15 protein-coding genes are annotated in these 16,284 nt (G+C 54.9%); 6 read left to right on the top strand and 9 right to left on the bottom strand.

Translation table 11 applies throughout. From position 1 onward, the window contains the following. Positions 1 to 115: 115 nt before the first annotated feature. Positions 116 to 1,123 (bottom strand): restriction endonuclease, encoded by a 1,008-nt coding sequence (locus G7K71_RS15655; protein ID WP_166348238.1) that lies wholly within the window; start codon positions 1,121 to 1,123, stop codon positions 116 to 118. A 137-nt stretch (positions 1,124 to 1,260) separates the two neighbouring features. On the opposite strand from G7K71_RS15655, the gene G7K71_RS15650 reads away from it, so the two are divergent. The 3 genes from G7K71_RS15650 to G7K71_RS15640 all read left to right on the top strand — a co-directional run bounded on the left by G7K71_RS15650 (position 1,261) and on the right by G7K71_RS15640 (position 4,605). After that, complete coding sequence (locus tag G7K71_RS15650; protein WP_166348235.1) at positions 1,261 to 1,815, top strand: NAD(P)H-dependent oxidoreductase subunit E; 555 nt, start codon at positions 1,261 to 1,263, stop codon at positions 1,813 to 1,815. Next, positions 1,757 to 3,625: an NADH-ubiquinone oxidoreductase-F iron-sulfur binding region domain-containing protein gene (locus G7K71_RS15645; protein WP_395858280.1), complete on the top strand. Its 1,869-nt coding sequence runs from the start codon at positions 1,757 to 1,759 to the stop codon at positions 3,623 to 3,625. Before G7K71_RS15650 ends, G7K71_RS15645 begins: the two co-directional genes overlap by 59 nt. A gap of 209 nt (positions 3,626 to 3,834) precedes the next feature. After that, a complete protein-coding gene (locus G7K71_RS15640) occupies positions 3,835 to 4,605 on the top strand; it encodes a YkgJ family cysteine cluster protein (RefSeq protein ID WP_166348232.1) in 771 nt (256 codons plus the stop codon). A 41-nt stretch (positions 4,606 to 4,646) separates the two neighbouring features. On the opposite strand, the gene G7K71_RS15635 is transcribed toward G7K71_RS15640, so the two are convergent. From G7K71_RS15635 to G7K71_RS15610, 6 genes are all read right to left on the bottom strand, one after another. Beyond that, a complete protein-coding gene (locus tag G7K71_RS15635; protein WP_013822626.1) occupies positions 4,647 to 5,489 on the bottom strand; it encodes a nitrilase family protein in 843 nt (280 codons plus the stop codon). Between the two features lie 25 nt (positions 5,490 to 5,514). Continuing rightward, positions 5,515 to 6,285 carry a thiamine pyrophosphate-dependent enzyme gene (locus G7K71_RS15630; RefSeq protein ID WP_166348229.1) on the bottom strand — a complete coding sequence of 257 codons (771 nt, stop codon included), beginning with the start codon at positions 6,283 to 6,285 and terminating at the stop codon, positions 5,515 to 5,517. 157 nt (positions 6,286 to 6,442) lie between these two features. Next, positions 6,443 to 6,910, bottom strand: coding sequence for an N-acetyltransferase (locus tag G7K71_RS15625; protein ID WP_013822628.1), 468 nt, complete (start codon positions 6,908 to 6,910; stop codon positions 6,443 to 6,445). 20 nt (positions 6,911 to 6,930) lie between these two features. Then, positions 6,931 to 7,710 (bottom strand): phosphoribosylformylglycinamidine synthase I, encoded by a 780-nt coding sequence (gene purQ, locus G7K71_RS15620; protein WP_166348226.1) that lies wholly within the window; start codon positions 7,708 to 7,710, stop codon positions 6,931 to 6,933. Next, positions 7,707 to 10,580 (bottom strand): phosphoribosylformylglycinamidine synthase subunit PurL, encoded by a 2,874-nt coding sequence (gene purL / locus G7K71_RS15615; protein WP_166348223.1) that lies wholly within the window; start codon positions 10,578 to 10,580, stop codon positions 7,707 to 7,709. Before purL ends, purQ begins: the two co-directional genes overlap by 4 nt. 121 nt (positions 10,581 to 10,701) lie before the next feature. Beyond that, positions 10,702 to 11,139 carry a universal stress protein gene (locus tag G7K71_RS15610; RefSeq protein ID WP_013822631.1) on the bottom strand — a complete coding sequence of 146 codons (438 nt, stop codon included), beginning with the start codon at positions 11,137 to 11,139 and terminating at the stop codon, positions 10,702 to 10,704. 202 nt (positions 11,140 to 11,341) lie between these two features. Between G7K71_RS15610 and G7K71_RS15605 the strand changes: the two genes are divergently transcribed. From G7K71_RS15605 to G7K71_RS15595, 3 genes are all read left to right on the top strand, one after another. Continuing rightward, positions 11,342 to 12,628, top strand: a complete 1,287-nt coding sequence (locus G7K71_RS15605) for an AAA family ATPase (protein WP_166348220.1) — start codon at positions 11,342 to 11,344, stop codon at positions 12,626 to 12,628. 73 nt (positions 12,629 to 12,701) lie between these two features. Beyond that, positions 12,702 to 13,175 (top strand): ribonuclease HI, encoded by a 474-nt coding sequence (rnhA, locus tag G7K71_RS15600; protein ID WP_166348218.1) that lies wholly within the window; start codon positions 12,702 to 12,704, stop codon positions 13,173 to 13,175. Positions 13,176 to 13,271: 96 nt separating this feature from the next. Further along, positions 13,272 to 13,457: a hypothetical protein gene (locus tag G7K71_RS15595; protein ID WP_166348216.1), complete on the top strand. Its 186-nt coding sequence runs from the start codon at positions 13,272 to 13,274 to the stop codon at positions 13,455 to 13,457. A 15-nt stretch (positions 13,458 to 13,472) separates the two neighbouring features. On the opposite strand, the gene G7K71_RS15590 is transcribed toward G7K71_RS15595, so the two are convergent. Both G7K71_RS15590 and feoB read right to left on the bottom strand, forming a co-directional pair. After that, positions 13,473 to 13,952, bottom strand: a complete 480-nt coding sequence (locus tag G7K71_RS15590) for a DUF456 domain-containing protein (RefSeq protein ID WP_166348214.1) — start codon at positions 13,950 to 13,952, stop codon at positions 13,473 to 13,475. A gap of 354 nt (positions 13,953 to 14,306) precedes the next feature. Continuing rightward, the gene (gene feoB, locus G7K71_RS15585; RefSeq protein WP_166348212.1) at positions 14,307 to 16,283 is read right to left on the bottom strand and encodes a ferrous iron transport protein B; all 1,977 of its coding nucleotides are present in this window, start codon (positions 16,281 to 16,283) and stop codon (positions 14,307 to 14,309) included. Position 16,284: the final 1 nt, after the last annotated feature.

Here is a 16,284-nt window from a genome sequence, read left to right as displayed (position 1 = left end):
CCTCAATAAATTACATATCGATATTGTTAGTAACTTACATTAATTCTATGTACCATCAAAAACATAACTAAAAGGGCCACCTTTGACGGTGGCTCCACATTTTTTCCGAGAGTCGTTATATTTCGGGCTGGAGGTCGTGGAGATCCGGCGGCGCCGTTTCCCTTTCCCCGAAAACCAGACAGAACACGGCCAGCACGAGGTTGACCGCGGCCAGGAAAAGGTAAGCCTTGCCGACCGGATTGTTTATCCCTAACAGGAAATGGAAGCCAGTTAAAAGCGCTCCGGCGGTCAAGTAAGCGCGCCCCTTTTTATAATCAAGGGCAACTCGCTTAAAGGCAGACAGGGACGGGAGGGATATGGTTTTTTCCGCCGTTATCTGGTCTGTAGACTCCTTTATTTTTTCTGCCTGGGCCACGAGGTACAGCAGTTCCTTTTCCGGCACCAGGGCAATGCGGTATTGGCTGCGCAGGGAAGCCACCAGCCGTCTGGTGCTCGGGGCAAATTCCCCGGGGGTAACCAGGAGGGCGTACTGATAACCCTGCTTTTTCATCGTCCTGACCAGGTTATGCACCGCGGAAACATCCACCGGACTCTGGTCGGCGGGTATAAACTCGACGAGTACGGGTACATTACGGTAAGTTGCCTGGATAACTCCGGCCGGTACTTTTGCCGTCTTGTCCCTTTTTCTACCCTTTGGCCGCGCCTGCTCAAACTGGGGCAGGCTTTCCAGGATCGGCCATAAAAAGGAAGCCAGTTCTTCAGCAGTTCTGAAGTGCTTTAATTTCTCCCGGTACTTTTCAGCTAAAGAGCGTATTCTGCGATAGATGGTTTCCGTCTGGAACCTTTTCTTTTGGATTTTTGCCGCCAAAAGACCGGTGGAACTTACGAGGGCCAGGGAAAAGCACAGAGCGATCTTACCGGGCCAGAACGTGGTTAAAAACATGAAACTCAATAGCCACAATATTAAAAGAGTACCGTAGAAATCCAGCCAGCGGGCAATACAGTTGCGGCTGTCTTCTTTTGGTTTGACGTAGTAACGCAAAAGTTCACCCCGCTGGCGGCGTTTTTGCCAGGACCGGTAGGCCAGATACAAGGCGCGGCGGGGAAATTTAAATACTTTCATACTGATCCTCCTTTGAGTTTGTTTTATGGTTTATCATTCTTACGTGTAGGATTACCATTTTTTGTATATATGATTCCTTAAAGAGGTGAATTTATTAATTCTTCCCACGGCAAACTATCCTGTAGGAGGTGAAAGCCGTGGCCGGCGGGGAAAAGGAGTTGGACGAAAAGTACCGGCAGCTGGACGAGATAATTGAACGCTACGGCCAGCAAGAGGGACAGCTAATCCGCATCCTGAAAGAGGCTCAGGATATTTTTGGTTACCTCCCGGAGGAAGTGCAAACCTATATTGCCGGCAAGCTGGACCTGCCGGTAAGTGAGGTTAATGGGGTGGTCACGTTCTATGCCCTCTTTCACACGGAACCCCGGGGAAAATACGGCATCAATGTCTGCCTGGGAACGGCCTGCTACGTTCAGGGCGCCCAGGGTATTCTCGACGAGTTCAGGCGACAGCTGGACCTGCACGAGGGCGATACCTCCGCTGACGGTTTATTTACGGTGAAGAGCACCCGCTGTGTGGGTGCCTGCGGGCTGGCGCCAGTTTTAACGGTTGAGGATGAAGTGTACGGAAAATTTCGACGCCAGGATGTGGCCAAGCTGTTGCGGAAGTATCGGCGCAGGGAGGTGACTGCCGGTGATCAACGGGCTGAACGACCTGATCGATATCCGGAAGAAACGGCTCCCGGACATTAACGCCCGCAGGGAAAAGCCGGGGGCGGCCCCCGGCTGGCAGGTGCTGGTCTGTACCGGTACGGGTTGCACCTCTTCGGCCAGCCACGAGGTGAGGGAGGAGCTGGCCAGGCAGGTTCAGTTAAAGAAGGTCCAGGCCCGGGTGTTCAGGACCGGTTGTTTTGGTTTTTGTAAAATGGGACCCCTGGTGGTTATTTATCCCGGGCAAACTCTTTATTGTTTGGTAAAAAAAGAAGATGTTGCCGAAATTGTGGAAAAACATTTGCTGGAAGGTCAGGTAGTGGAACGCCTCCTCTATGAAGAACCGGCTTCCGGGGAAAGAAAGCGACGCCTTTCAGATATCCAGTTTTTCCGCGCCCAACACCGGGTAGCCCTGCGCAATTGCGGTTTAATCAACCCCGAGGATATTACAGAATATATAGCATGTGAGGGCTATTTTGCCCTGGCCGATGTCCTGCTAAATTGGACGCCGGTCCAGGTGGTGGATGCTATTAAGCGATCCGGTTTGCGGGGACGGGGCGGTGCGGGTTTTCCCACCGGCCGCAAATGGGAGCTGGCGGCGGCCGCGGAGGGACCGGTAAAATACGTGGTTTGTAATGCGGACGAGGGGGATCCCGGGGCGTTCATGGACCGGAGTATTCTCGAGGGGGACCCCCACAGCGTGCTGGAAGCCATGGCCATTGCCGGCTATGCCATTGGGGCCCGGGAAGGTTATATTTACGTGCGGGCAGAGTATCCCATTGCCGTGGACCGGTTGGAACGGGCTATTGCCCAGGCCCGGCAGTATGGATTACTGGGGCGGCGCATATTCAATACTAATTTTGACTTTGACATTGACCTGCGCCTGGGTGCCGGCGCCTTTGTTTGCGGCGAGGAGACCGCCCTTTTGCGTTCGGCCGCTGGCGAGCGGGGTGAACCCCGCCCCCGCCCCCCCTACCCTGCCCAGTGCGGTCTGTGGGGAAAGCCCACCCTGCTGAATAATGTGGAAACCTACGCCAATGTGCCGGTGATCATTCGCGAAGGGCCCGCCTGGTTTGCCTCCCTCGGTACGGAAAACAGCCGGGGAACCAAGGTCTTTTCCCTGGCCGGCAAGGTCCTGAATACCGGTTTAATTGAGGTGCCCATGGGAACTACATTACGTACTGTAGTTTTTGACATTGGTGGGGGGATTCCCGAAGGTCGGCAATTCAAGGCGGTACAAACCGGCGGCCCCTCCGGGGGATGTATTCCGGAACGTTACCTGGATACGCCCATTGACTACGAATCCTTAAAGCAGCTGGGCTCCATGATGGGTTCCGGAGGCATGATCGTTCTGGACGAAACCGATTGCGTTGTAGACATTGCCAAGTTTTACCTGCAGTTTAGCCAGGATGAATCCTGCGGCCAGTGCACTCCCTGCAGGGTGGGAACCAAGCGCATGCTGGAAATTCTGGAACGGATCACCCAGGGAAAAGGGGAAATGGAAGATCTTAACGAACTGGAAGAACTTTCCCAGGAGGTTATGGACGCATCACTGTGCGGTCTGGGCCAGACTGCGCCCAACCCTGTTCTTTCTACCTTAAAATACTTCCGGGACGAATATGAGGCCCACATCAGGGATAAGCGCTGTCCCGCCGGAGTCTGCCGGGCATTGTTGGACTACGTAATAGATGAAGAAAAATGCGTTGCCTGCGGCTTGTGTGCCCGGGAATGTGTCGCTAAAGCCATTATGGGGGAAAAGAAAGGTAAGCCTTATTTTATTGACCGGCAGAAATGTTTGAAATGCGGGGCCTGTTTGGCCCGCTGCCCCAAGGGAGCTATTTATACCGCTTGAGCAGGGGACGGGTGCATTTTCAATGTGCCTGTCCCTTGTATTTCTGGCAGGAAAGATTGGCTTGCTATTTCGGACAAAAAAGGGTTATAATGAGTTAGTCTAAAGAGAGAGGACAGGTTGGCCGCGGTGAGAGGCGGCGATTGGGAAAACCTTGTTTTACAATTAACTTAACTATAACTTAACTACTGGGAAGAGGGGATACAAAAATTATGGCCAATGAAAAACCGTTTCTGAGCAGTGACAGCAAGTTTCACTTTTCCTGCCATCCGGGACTTTCCTGTTTCACCCACTGTTGCCGGGATGTAAACATTTATCTCTCACCTTTTGACGTCCTGCGCATGCGCAAACGGCTGGGACTTTCCTCGGGGGAATTTCTGGATCGTTATACCGTCTCATTGATTGGAGAAGGAACCGGCTTACCCGTGGTACTCTTGAAAATGGATGAAGAACAGGATAAAAAGTGCCCCTTTGTAACTCCCCGGGGATGTAAGATCTATGAGGATCGCCCCTGGGCGTGTCGCATGTTTCCTTTAGACAGGTGTTCTGAATATGATCAGTTCACTATCTTAACTGACCCGTCCCGTTGCCGGGGCCTGGAAGAGCCTCAAGAACTGTACGTTGAAGATTATCTCAGGGAGCAGGGACTGTTCATCTATGAGGATGTAGAGGCCATCTTCAAGCTGCTTTCCAACAGCCCCCGGGTACTGAACGAAAAGGTGGCCAACCCGCGCATTATCCAGATGTATTATATGGCCTGTTATGATCTGGACAAGTTCAGGCAGTTTATCTTTGAAAGCAGGTTCCTGGATGTTTTTGAAGTGGAGCCGGAGGTCGTGGAACGGATCAAAACCGACGACCTGGAATTGTTGCAGTTCGGGTTTAGATGGCTGCAATTTGGTATGGTGATGGGAGACGCCCTGAAAATCAAGGAGGAGGCTCTCCAGGAAGCTAAAAGGAAACAGGCTGCCCGTGAGGGCTAAAGGATTATGCGCATAAATTAACCCCGGCAAGATTTCCGGGGTTAATTTGTTAACTGGGTATTTACTAATAACTGGTATAACTCCGGTCTCCTGGACTGCAGGTAAAAGCTGTGGCGCATACTGGTAGCCTCATTGTGGCGGATGGTATTGATGAGCCGGGAGTCCAGGTCAACCACCAGCAACCCTTCCTTTCCCCGAAAATCTTCGGCCACCACATTGCCCTTAGGATCAATAACCAGCGCTCCGCCACAGAATTCCTGGTTTTCCCCGGTCGGCCCCACCAGGTTGCAGGCCGCTACGAACACGCTATTATCGTAGGCCCGGGCAGAGAGATACTTGAGCCAGATATCCCTCCGGTCCCCCACAATAGTAGGTGAGGCGTGAGGGGCAAAAATAATTTCTGCTCCCTGTAATGAGAGCACAGTGGTAACTTCAGGGAAATGCAAGTCCCAGCAAATTTCCACACCGAACCGGGCTTTTTCCGTTTCAAAAACCGGCAGCTGGTCGCCGGGGGTGAAATGTGGTTTCTCGCTCCTGCCCAAATGGGTTTTGCGGTATTTATCCACCTGGCCGTTGGGGTATGCTACCACCTGGGTGATGTAGGGTTTCTCGCAGCCGGAGGTTTCCGCCAGCCCGGCCAGTATGACCATGTTAAAGGAGCGGGCCAGCTGGCTGATGTGGTTCGTGCTTTCCCCGGGAATGGGTTCGGCAAATTCCCGTGCCCTTTCCCGGTTATACCCCTGCACGCATAGCTCGGGGAAGAGAATCATCTCCACCTTCCTGCCGGCCGCTTCCTCCACAAAGGCAGCTATTTTCTCCCGGTTCTTTTTTACGTCGCCAATGGTTACCTGCATTTGAACCAGGGCAATGCGCAGATCTTTCATTTTTCTCTCCTAACACCCCCCACCATTATATTTCTGCCTTTTCCCCCGTTTCCCTACCTTTCCCCGGAACCTTTATTTCACCTATCTTAAAAAATTTGGGCATGACCTCTTCGATATATTTCCATGTTTCTTCCGCATTGGTTCGCCAGTTGGTGGGGCAGGAAGATAAAGCTTCCACAAAGGAAAAACCATTTCCGGCCATCTGGTTTTCCAAAGCCTTTTTTAAGTAGCCCTTCAACTGGCGCAGGTTGGCTATGGTACCCCGGGCCACGTAGGCTCCTTCCCGGGTGATGGCAGCAACCATCTCCGGTCCTAGCATGGGGTAGCCCGTTTTCAGGGGGTCCCGGCCGTAGGGGCTGGTTTCCGTTTTCTGGTCCGGCATGGTGGTGGGAGCCATCTGGCCGCCGGTCATGGCATAGACGGTGTTGTTGACCAGAATCACGGTGATTTTCTCATTGCGTGCCGCGGCGTTGACCAGGTGCTGGGAGCCGATGGCATAACCGCCCCCGTCCCCCATATAGGCGATACAGATTAGCTCCGGCCGCGCCCTTTTGATGCCCGTCATGACCGGGGTGGTGCGCCCGTGGTGGGTTTGCACGGTATCGAGATTAAAAAAGTCCCAGGACAGCAGGGAGCACCCGATGTCACAGCCAAAGACGGCCCGGTCCTGAATGCCCAGCTCATCAATGGCATCTCCCAGGGCTTTCAGGACCAGGCCGTGGCCGCAACCGGGGCAGAATTTGTGGGGTTTGGTATCCACCCGCCAGCATTTAGGCATTACCGGCTGTACACTCATGGGTAAACTACCTCCAGGGGGAAAGTTTAAAAGCTAAACGTTAGGTCAAATCTCTTGGACTTCCAGTATAGTGTGTACACCGGTAATGCCTTTTATTAATAACTATGGTAATGTCGCATAAGCTTTGACACAAAAAGGGGACGAACTACACCCATTATTACTGCAGAGTTTTAACCAGCTCGACGATCACTGCCTCCTCTTCACAGTTGGGGAACTTGGGGCAGTTGATGCACTCCTTCCACACCTTCTGAGGCAGCTTTTCCTTGGGGATGGGCTGGAAACCGCACTTGATAAAAAAGCCCGATTGGTAAGTGAGGGCAAAAACCCGGGGAAGCCCCAGTTCCCGGGCTTCCTCGAGAAAAGATTGGACTAGGCGGCGCCCAATGCCCCGGCGGGTGTAACGAGGGTCTACTGCCAGGGCCCGGATTTCCGCCAGGTCTTCCCAGATGATGTGCAGGGAGCCAGCGCCTATAATCTGCCCTTTTTCCTCGGCTACCGTAAATTCCCTTACGGCCTCATACAGAGCGGAGCGGGGACGGGCCAGCATCAGTCCCTGGTCCGCGTAATAATTGATTAACCTGTGTACCGATTCCATATCGGTAATTCTGGCCTTGCGAATGTTCATCCTTTTCGGTTCTCCTCTTCTCACATCTCTTGAGCATAAACCACAGCGTTGCGGAAAATGGGCAGGCCGTGGGGTTCGTGGAATTGCTGGCGCCGCCAGTTGGGGTGCTGGGTGAAATCCACGAAACGTTCCGGATGGGGCATTAGCCCCAGCACCCGTCCGCTGGGATCGCAAATGCCGGCAATGGCGGCCAGAGAGCCATTGGGGTTGTGGGGATAAATGCTGGTGGGGTCACCGTTGCTGGTGGCGTAACGGAAAACCACCTGCTTGCCCGCTTCGATGCCGGCCAGAGTCTGGGCATCGGTATAAAATTTGCCTTCCCCGTGGGCGGCCTGGAAATGCAATACCCTGCCGGCCAGTCCCCGCGTAAAGATACAGGGCGTGTCTTCCACCCGCAGGTGAACCCAGCGGCACTCAAAGCGGCCGCTGTCGTTGTGCATGAGGGTGGTCCTGATGTCCCCCATTTTAGCTGCAGGCAGAAGTCCGGTACGGACGAGCACCTGAAAACCGTTGCAAATCCCCAGCACCGGCTTGCCGCTGTCCACAAATTCCTGTAACTGTTCCATTAGGAAAGAGGTCAGTTCCACGGCCAGTATTTTGCCCGAGTGCACGTCATCCCCGTAGGAAAAGCCACCGGGAATAACCAGGATCTGATACTCGGTGAGCTTTTTCTCTCCTGCCCGGAGCTGGTTGACGTGTACCAGATGGGGGTCCCCCCCCGCCCGTTCAAAGGCATAAGCGGTTTCCCGGTCGCAGTTGGTACCATCGGTACGCAAAATACACACCTGCGGTTTTTTCATGCTCCCACCTCCCGGCTATGACCGGTACTAGGACTGCCGAAGATCCGGGCCATGGGTTCCTGCCAGGCCCTTTTCAGGTTGGCCAGGGGAACACTGCAAAGCCGGCGCCCCTCCTGTTCCACCACAACTGCCGGATCATCCGTGGTTTGCCCCAGCACAAGGTATGGTAAGCCGGCAAGCGTTTTTTCGGGTTTTTCTGTGGGGGCCATTTCAACCAGGAAGCACCCGCTGGTTTCATTAAATAGAAAATAATCCGGGCGCTCACCGGCAGGGATGGTGATCCGGGCTCCCACGCCGCCGCCAAAGCACATCTCAGCCAGGGCAGCGGCCAGCCCCCCTTCGCTGATATCGTGACAGGCCAGGATCTTTTCTCCCTGGATAGCCTTGTGAATGCCATCCCACACTCGAGTGACAATCTCCAGGTTGATCCGGGGGAGGTTTTTACCCAGGCAACCAGCTAAATCAAAATAAACCGATCCGGCCATTTCGGAAAGATTACGCTGGCCCACCAGGATAATTAAATTTCCGGCTCCCTTAAAATCCGCTGAAACGGTACGTTTTACATCGGGAAGACGGCCAAAAACCGAAACACAGAGTACCGGTGGAATTTTGATCACCTCTCCGCCGTCCCCGCGGTAGGTGCTGGACAGGCTATCCTTTCCGGAAATAAAGGGCATTCCGGTGGCCCGCACAAAATCCACGCAGGCATCCACGGCCCGGTCCAGGGCACCCAGTGCCTCCTCATCGGGGAAGGGCCAGATGAAGTTGTCAATCAATACCAGCTCTTTCGGGTTGGCCCCTACCGCCACAGCATTGGAAACTGCTTCCGTCGCCGCCCAGAGGCTACCGTAATAGGGATCTATTTGATTTAAAACCGGATTTAGACCGTGGCTGATCACCACCGCGGCGGGGGAACCAAGCAGGGGAGTAAGGACCACCGCGTCGTTGGGGCCGTCCTGCTCCACCCCACCAAAGGGCGCCAGGGTACAGGAGCCCTGTACTCCGTGGTCGTACATGCGTACAATGGGTTCTTTGGAACACACATTCAGGTGGCCCATCACCTGGCAGTAAGTCTCCTCCCAGTTTCTTGGAGTTGAAACTTGGGGGTCGGTCAGCGCCGGCTGTTGCCAGCGGGCAGTGAGGACCCGTTTGGGCAGGCCGTGGTGGAGAAATTCCATATCCAGATCGCAAATAGTTTGATCCTCATAGGTTACCACCAGCCGCCGGTCGGAAGTAAATTCCGCCAGCACGGTAGCCTCGACGTTCAGCCCCCGGCAAATCTCCAGCAGCCGCTCCAGGTTTTCCGGGGATACGGCAATGACCATGCGCTCCTGGCTTTCGGAAAGCCATATTTCCCAGGGCTTAAGACCCTGGTACTTCAAAGGCACTCTCTCCAGCCAAACTCTGACGCCGGTTTTTTCTCCCATTTCGCCCAGGGCTGAGGAAAATCCCCCGGCCCCACAATCGGTGATGGCCCTGATGAGACCGGCTTCGCTGGCCGCCAGCACGGCATCGGCCACGCGCTTTTCTTCGATGGGATGGCCGATCTGGACGGCGCTAGCATTTACCTCGGTAGTCCGGTGGGTCATTTCCCCGCTGGAAAAGGTGGCCCCGTGAATACCGTCCCGGCCCGTCCTCCCGCCGATGACCACGGCCAGATCTCCTGGCTGTGGTTGGCCTTTCCGGCAGCGCTCCACAGGTAGCAGCCCGTATGCCCCCACGATCACCGAGGGCTTGGCCCGGAAGTCACGGTGGAAATGCACCGAGCCGTTATTGGTGGGGATGCCCATGCGGTTGCCGTAGTCCCGCACCCCGGCCACCACCCGGCGCAGCAAATAATGGGGGGAGAGGCAACCCGGGGGAATATCTTCCCGGGGGGTATCGGGTGGTGCAAAGCAGAACATATCTGTAGAAGCGATTACCCGGGCCCCCTGGCCCGTGCCCATGATATCCCTGAATACCCCCCCGCTGCCCGTCATGGCCCCCCCGTAGGGCTCAATGGCGGAAGGGGAATTATGGGTTTCTACCTTGCCGCATATAGCCCAACCGTCGTAAAACTCCATCACCCCGGAGTTATCCACAAAAGCCGAAAGCACCAGGGGGTGGTTGGTCGCGGCGGTTGCATCCTGCAAACGTTTTAAGAGGGGTTCCTTTTCCCTGCCGTCAATCAGGAGGCGCGCCTTAAAGGTTTTGTGGCCGCAGTGCTCGGACCAGGTTTGGGCCAGGGTTTCTATTTCACAGTCCGTAGGATCTCTGCCGATGGCTTTAAAGTAATCCTGGATGGCATGCATTTCTTCCAGGTTGAGGAAAAGTCTGTCGCGGCTCAACTCCATCAGTTCCGCATCGCTCATCCCGCGTAGGGGGATGATTTCGGTCCGGCCCGGTTGGCCCGGGATGAGGAGGGTGGCGGGTTTTTCGGTGACCACCCGTTCCACGGTGGTATTGACCAGCAGCCGGTTAAGGATGATTTCGATATCCCGTGAATTGATGTCCGGGCCGTAGAAACCATATTCCCGGCTGGAATCGGCGGCCACCAACCCTTCAACTCCCAGGTCCCGGGCTGCCTTCATCAATGAGACGGCCTCGGGGTTCATGACCCCCGGCTTGTAGGCCACTTCCACTACTACCGGAGCGTCTTTGATGATGGGGCCGTTGATGGTGTAGTCCTGAAAAACTGCTTCGGCCAGCAGTTTTTCGGCCAGCAATTGGGCCTTTGACTCATCGATACCTTCAAAACGGTATACCTTGGCCGTACGCACCCTTTGGACCGCATTTATGCCCAGGGCATACTTTATCTCATGGAGAACCTCCTCCCCTGCCGGATCAGGCAGATGAGGACGGTTCGTGACCCTGATCTCTACAATAGCCACCTGTATTGCCACCTCCTGGATGAAGACTTCAGGAAAAAGAAAATTTCCCGGCGGCGTACCGCCGGGAGCATAACTCCCAAAGAAATTTTAGTATACTTGTGCCGGAAAAACAAGAGTCTTCTTAGCGGACGATGAGCACCGGGCAGGGAGCATGACGAACCACCCGGTTGCTCACGCTGCCCATTAAATAACCGCGGATTTCCCCGAGACCACGGCTGCCCATGATAATGATGTCGTAACGACCTTCCCGGGCTTCCCGGCAGATTTCTTCCGCCGGGTTGCCCCAAACGGATTTAACTTCTAAATCCAGGCCGTAGTGCGCCAGTTCCTCCTTAACCCGGTTTAAAATCTCTTTTCCATTTTCCTCCATTTGCTTTTCAATATTGTGGTAGACTTCGCCCAGCCTGTCCTCATACTTATTCACATAAGGCGGCAGGGGCGGAATGACATGAAAGATAGTTAGATGGGCTTTGAAATGCTTGGCTAATTGCGCCCCGTGTTCGGCAGCCAGGGCTGCCCGGTGAGAACCATCCACTGGAACAAGCATTTTACGATACATAATAACCCCCCTTTAAGGAACGTGTTCACATTCACAAACCCCTTTTTTATGTTACTTCATGGATAGAAAACCTGTCAATCCTTTTAAAACATTTCTCAGGTCGATGGTCTATATCATGAAGTTTATTGAAATTGCGTTGGTGAAAAGATAGAAGTGTTGACTGTTATGGTACCTGCTTAGAGAATTTAAGGAGGAAGAATGCATGTCCATCACCCTGTCCATACCAAAAACCTCCCTGGTGGTTTTGTGTGGTTCCGCCGGATGCGGTAAATCCACTTTTGCCGCCCGCTGGTTTAAGGATACCCAGATTGTCTCCTCCGACCGTTGCCGGGCGCTGGTTAGCGATGAGGAAGAAAACATGGCTGCCTCACCGCAGGCTTTTAAAGTGTTTCATTGTCTCATTGAGCAACGTCTGGCCCTGGGGCGGTTGACGGTAGCCGATTCTACCGCTTTAACTGCCCGCGCCCGCCGGGATTTGTTGAAACAAGCCCGCCAGTATGATTTCCAGGCCGTCCTGATCGTGTTTAATTTTCCGGAAAAGCTCTGTCAAAGGCTTAATGCCGGGCGACGGCGGGTGGTGGAATCCCGGGTGATTACCGAACACCAGCGCCTGCTCCGGGAGAGCTTATCCACCGTGCACCGGGAGGGCTTTGACCAGGTGTACATCCTTGACCCTGAGGAGGCACGCCGCGCCCGGGTCGAAATCGTCCCTTTGCCCGTGGAATCACCGGCCAGGGGCCCCTTTGATCTCATCGGTGATGTTCATGGCTGCCTGGTGGAATTGGAGGATCTCCTTACACGGTTGGGTTACCGGCGCCAGGGGAAAATCTGGTTTCACCCGGAAAACCGGAAGGTGGTTTTTCTGGGTGATCTGGGGGACCGGGGACCCTTTAACCTGGCCGCCATTAACCTGGCCATGGATATGGTGGAGGCGGGGCACGCCCTGTATGTGCCGGGAAATCACTGCAAAAAACTGGCCGGGTTTCTTTCCGGGCGCCGGGTACAGGTGCGCCACGGTCTGGAGAAAACCATCCGGGAACTGGAGCGATTAAGCCCGGCGGAACGGGACGCCTTTGCCCGGCGTTTTTTGCAATTCTTTCACCGGGCTGTTCCCTATCTTATTTTGGATGAGGGGCGGCTGGTGGCGGTTCATGGTGGAATTAAAGAGAAAATGATTGGCCGCCTTTCTCCCCGGATCAGGGATTTCTGCCTTTATGGCAATGCCACCGGGGAAGTAACTCCGGAGGGTTTACCCGTGCGACGGGACTGGGCCAAAGAATACCGGGGGCAGGGACTGGTGGTTTATGGACATACACCGGTACCCCTGCCTGTTTTTCGTAACAACACCATTGATATCGACCAGGGTTGCGTTATGGGGGGAAAACTAACCGCCCTTCGTTATCCGGAACGGGAGATCGTGCAGGTGCCGGCCAGGCAGGTGTATTATGCCCCCGTGAAGAGCCTGGCCGGGCGGGTGGCGGCAAAATAAATTTTTACTAGTACCCCGGATAAGGTGGTGTTACAATATAGGAGTAATTTAGCATTGACTGGGGAAAATATTGATGGCTGATCTGCCGGAAGTGGAGATATATACCGATGGTGCCTGCAGCGGTAATCCCGGACCCGGTGGCTACGGGGTGGTGTTGCGCTACGGTAACCACATTAAAGAGATATCCGGGGGATACGCGCAGACCACCAACAACCGCATGGAATTAATGGCCGTAATTGAAGGGCTGAGAGCGCTAAAGCGCCCCTGCCGGGTCACCATCTATACCGACAGCCGGTATATTGTGGATGCCATGACCCGGGGATGGGTCAGACGCTGGCAGGCCAACGGCTGGCGCCGGGAGAACGGCGAGCCGGCCAAAAATGCCGATCTCTGGCGGCAAATTCTTTCCCTGGCCAGCAAGCATCGCATCACCTGGGTCTGGGTAAAGGGCCACGCCGATAATATCTACAATAACCGCTGCGATCAGCTGGCGGTGGAGGCCAGTCGCCGGGCTTCTTTGCCCGTGGACCCGGGTTTTCAAGCATGATGAGAGCCGGGTTCGTTTAAGGGGCTTTCTGTTAAGGTATGACGCCATTGATAACAAAAATAAATAAAAATAACCGTTGTGGAGGTGCTCTTGCTATTGCACCGTGTCAAACGCAAGGGACAGGTGAGCCGGGTGCACGTCCTGCTCACGGGAGAAAATCCGGGGGAAGAGACCAGGGTAAGTCAGCCCGGCCCTAACCAGGAAGTTGACGGCTTCCAGCTGAACACCGCCGGTGGGCCCCTGGATGAAGAATTCCGGGAGAAAGGCCCCCGCCGGGATTAAACACAGGTTAGGCCATCACCAGATGGCTGCAAAAAACCAGACGATCATCCCTATCTCCAGTACCAGTTTGACGGCCATCCCTCCTGCAAGGCCGACCAGGGAACCCCAGCCGGCCAGAATGGCCTGGGTTAAGGGTTTGCGGGCAAGCAGCTCCCCAATTACCGCCCCTACCAGGGGGCCAAAAACTATACCCGCGGCTCCAAATACAATTAACCCCAGGATCATACCAGCCGCGCTACCCCAGATGGCATAAGCGGAACCACCGTAGCGGCGTACCGCCCAGGCTCCAGCCAGGTAATCCAGGGCCAGTACTAGAGCCGTTGCCAGTGCCTGGCCCAGGTAAAAGCCCCATCCCAGGGTAGAGAAACCGGTGGCCAGGCCATAAACCAGCATTCCCAGCCAGATGAGCGGTGCGCCGGGTAGGGCCGGCACAACCGTCCCGGCCAGGCCGGCAGCAAAGAACAGGCACGCCGTTATCAAACCCAGGAGGGACATTTTAGTCTACCTCCCCTGTTTTTAGATTTATATGCAACGTTCGACAACCTATGATGCTTCCCCTGTTAAAAACAGGGGCCGGTTTGGAAACCAGCCCCTTGAGCCATTTCAGATTCCTTTCCGTGGCCCCTTATCAGCGTGTCCCGCCGACAGGGGCATGCACCCCCCGGTGCATTTTTTGCAGCTGCCCTGGCAGTACTGCCATGTCCATAGAAAGTGGTTGCAACGGGGGCAACGGGTAGCGTTAACCTCAGTTACTTTATAACCGCAACAAGGGCAAATGTCTTTAAACATTGCATACCCTCTCCCTCCCTGTGTCACTAGTGGCGGCTCCCGGGAGCACCTTTAGATTCCCTACCCCGGAATATTGGTGGTGGGTCTGGCCCGGCGAAGGAACATGCACATTCCCACAATGGCCAGGGTAAGGGCTGCGAAGACCAGTATTACCGGCAAAACCTGCACTTTCCCGTTGGCGGGGCTAAAGAGCCGGGCCAGCTGGGCTACCAGGCCGCCCACGAGAAATGCCGCTACCCAGCTGCTACACCAGATCATCAGGGCTTCCTTTTTGGTCCGTTCCTTAAAAATTACCAGTATGGAGGCAATGCAGGGTACGAACAGGGTGATGGTAATCAGGGCCACAATGGTTTGGAGCGGGGTTAAGGCCAGATCCGTTAACCCGGCGGCCCCAAAATCACGCCGTACAATCCCCATAATGAAGGCCGTGGCCGCCTCGCGGGGGAGGTTCAGCCAGCCCACGGTGAGGGGCGCCAGGAGGTTTTGTAAGAACTCCAGGATGCCCGTTACCTGAAAGGTACTGATGATCAATGCCCCCAGGGCAAAGAGTGGCGCGGCTTCCTTAAGGAAATGGTAGGACTTGGTGCCAGTCTTCTTTAACACGTTGTCCAGCCGGGGCAGCCTCAAAGGAGGCAGATCGATGAACAGGTCAGCCGACTTACCCGGCAACAGGGTGGACAGCAGCGTACCGGCCATCACCAGCACGCTGAAGATCACCAGGGCATACAGGGCTACGTACTGCGGTCCCAGTGTGGCCAGCATGCCGGCGATGACCCCCAGTTGGGCGGAGCAGGGAATGGTTAACCCCAGCAGAAAAATGGCGATCTTCCTCTCCCGGTCCGAAGATAAGAGCCGGGTGGTGATGGTGGCCATGGTTACGCAGCCAAAACCAAGAATAATGGGAATTACCCCCCGGCCATTTAACCCAATGGAGGTTAACAGGCGGTCGACCAGGGTGGCAATCCGGGGTAAATAACCCGAGTCTTCAAATAAAGACAGGAAGAAATAGAACCCTACCACCAGGGGCATCAACAATCCCAACAGGTAGGTCACCGTCATGGTAAGCAAACCGAACTCGCCAATCAAAATGGCACCCGGTATGGAAGACTGGGGTATAAATTGTTCTACGAATTGACGCACCGCAGGCTCATATATGCCCTGCATAATGGTTTCCTCAGTAATACCTACAACGGTGCCGGCGATAAAAACACCAATGGCTTTGTACATGGCCCAGAGGGCCAGCAACAGGATGGGAACCCCCGTAAGCGGCTTGATCATCCAGCGTCCCAAAGTGGTGGCCACACTGGCGCCCCGGGAGGTTTCCCGCACCACCTGCTGGCAAATTGCGTTAACCCTCTCCCTCCGGCGGCGATAAATTTCCTCTCGCCGGGTGTCCGGCTCCAAGCCGTGGCGAGCGGCAATTACCGGGTCTCCTTCCAGGACCAGCAGTGCTTCCCCCCGGCTACCCACCCGGTTGAGCAGTTGGTTGAGCTCCTTTTCCAGCCCCGGTGTGGCGTGTCCCGGCCGGGCGGTAAAGAGTTCCGCCTTCAAGCGGTCAAACCCCTCTTTTTTCACGGCCACCGTGGGGATGACGGGCACTCCCAGCAACTGGCTTAACCGATCCACATCAACTTCAATGCCCATCCTCTTAGCATCGTCCATCATGTTCAGGGCAACGATTACCGGTACTCCGGTATCGATGATTTGCTGGGTGAGGAAAAGATCCCTTTCCAGATGGGCGGCCGAGACCACATTGAGCACCAGGTCGGCGGAAAGGATGATGTCGCGGGCAATACGCTCTTCGTCGTTAAAGGAGGATATACCATAAACCCCCGGTGTATCAATTACCACGTCAGAGCCGTAACGCCCGTAGGAAATATCCAGGGTCGTTCCCGGGTAGTTGGAAACATCCACATACATGCCGGTAAAGTGGTTGAAAAATACCGACTTTCCCGTATTGGGATTACCGGCCAGCACGATGCGCCGGGCCCCGGCAGGTATTTCTATTTTAAGTCCGGGACAATGGCAGTGAGCCATG

It is taken from the genome of Desulfofundulus sp. TPOSR (assembly GCF_011393055.1).
Lineage (GTDB): Bacteria > Bacillota > Desulfotomaculia > Desulfotomaculales > Desulfovirgulaceae > Desulfofundulus > Desulfofundulus kuznetsovii.
This window is presented reverse-complemented; position numbering and strand designations above follow the sequence as displayed.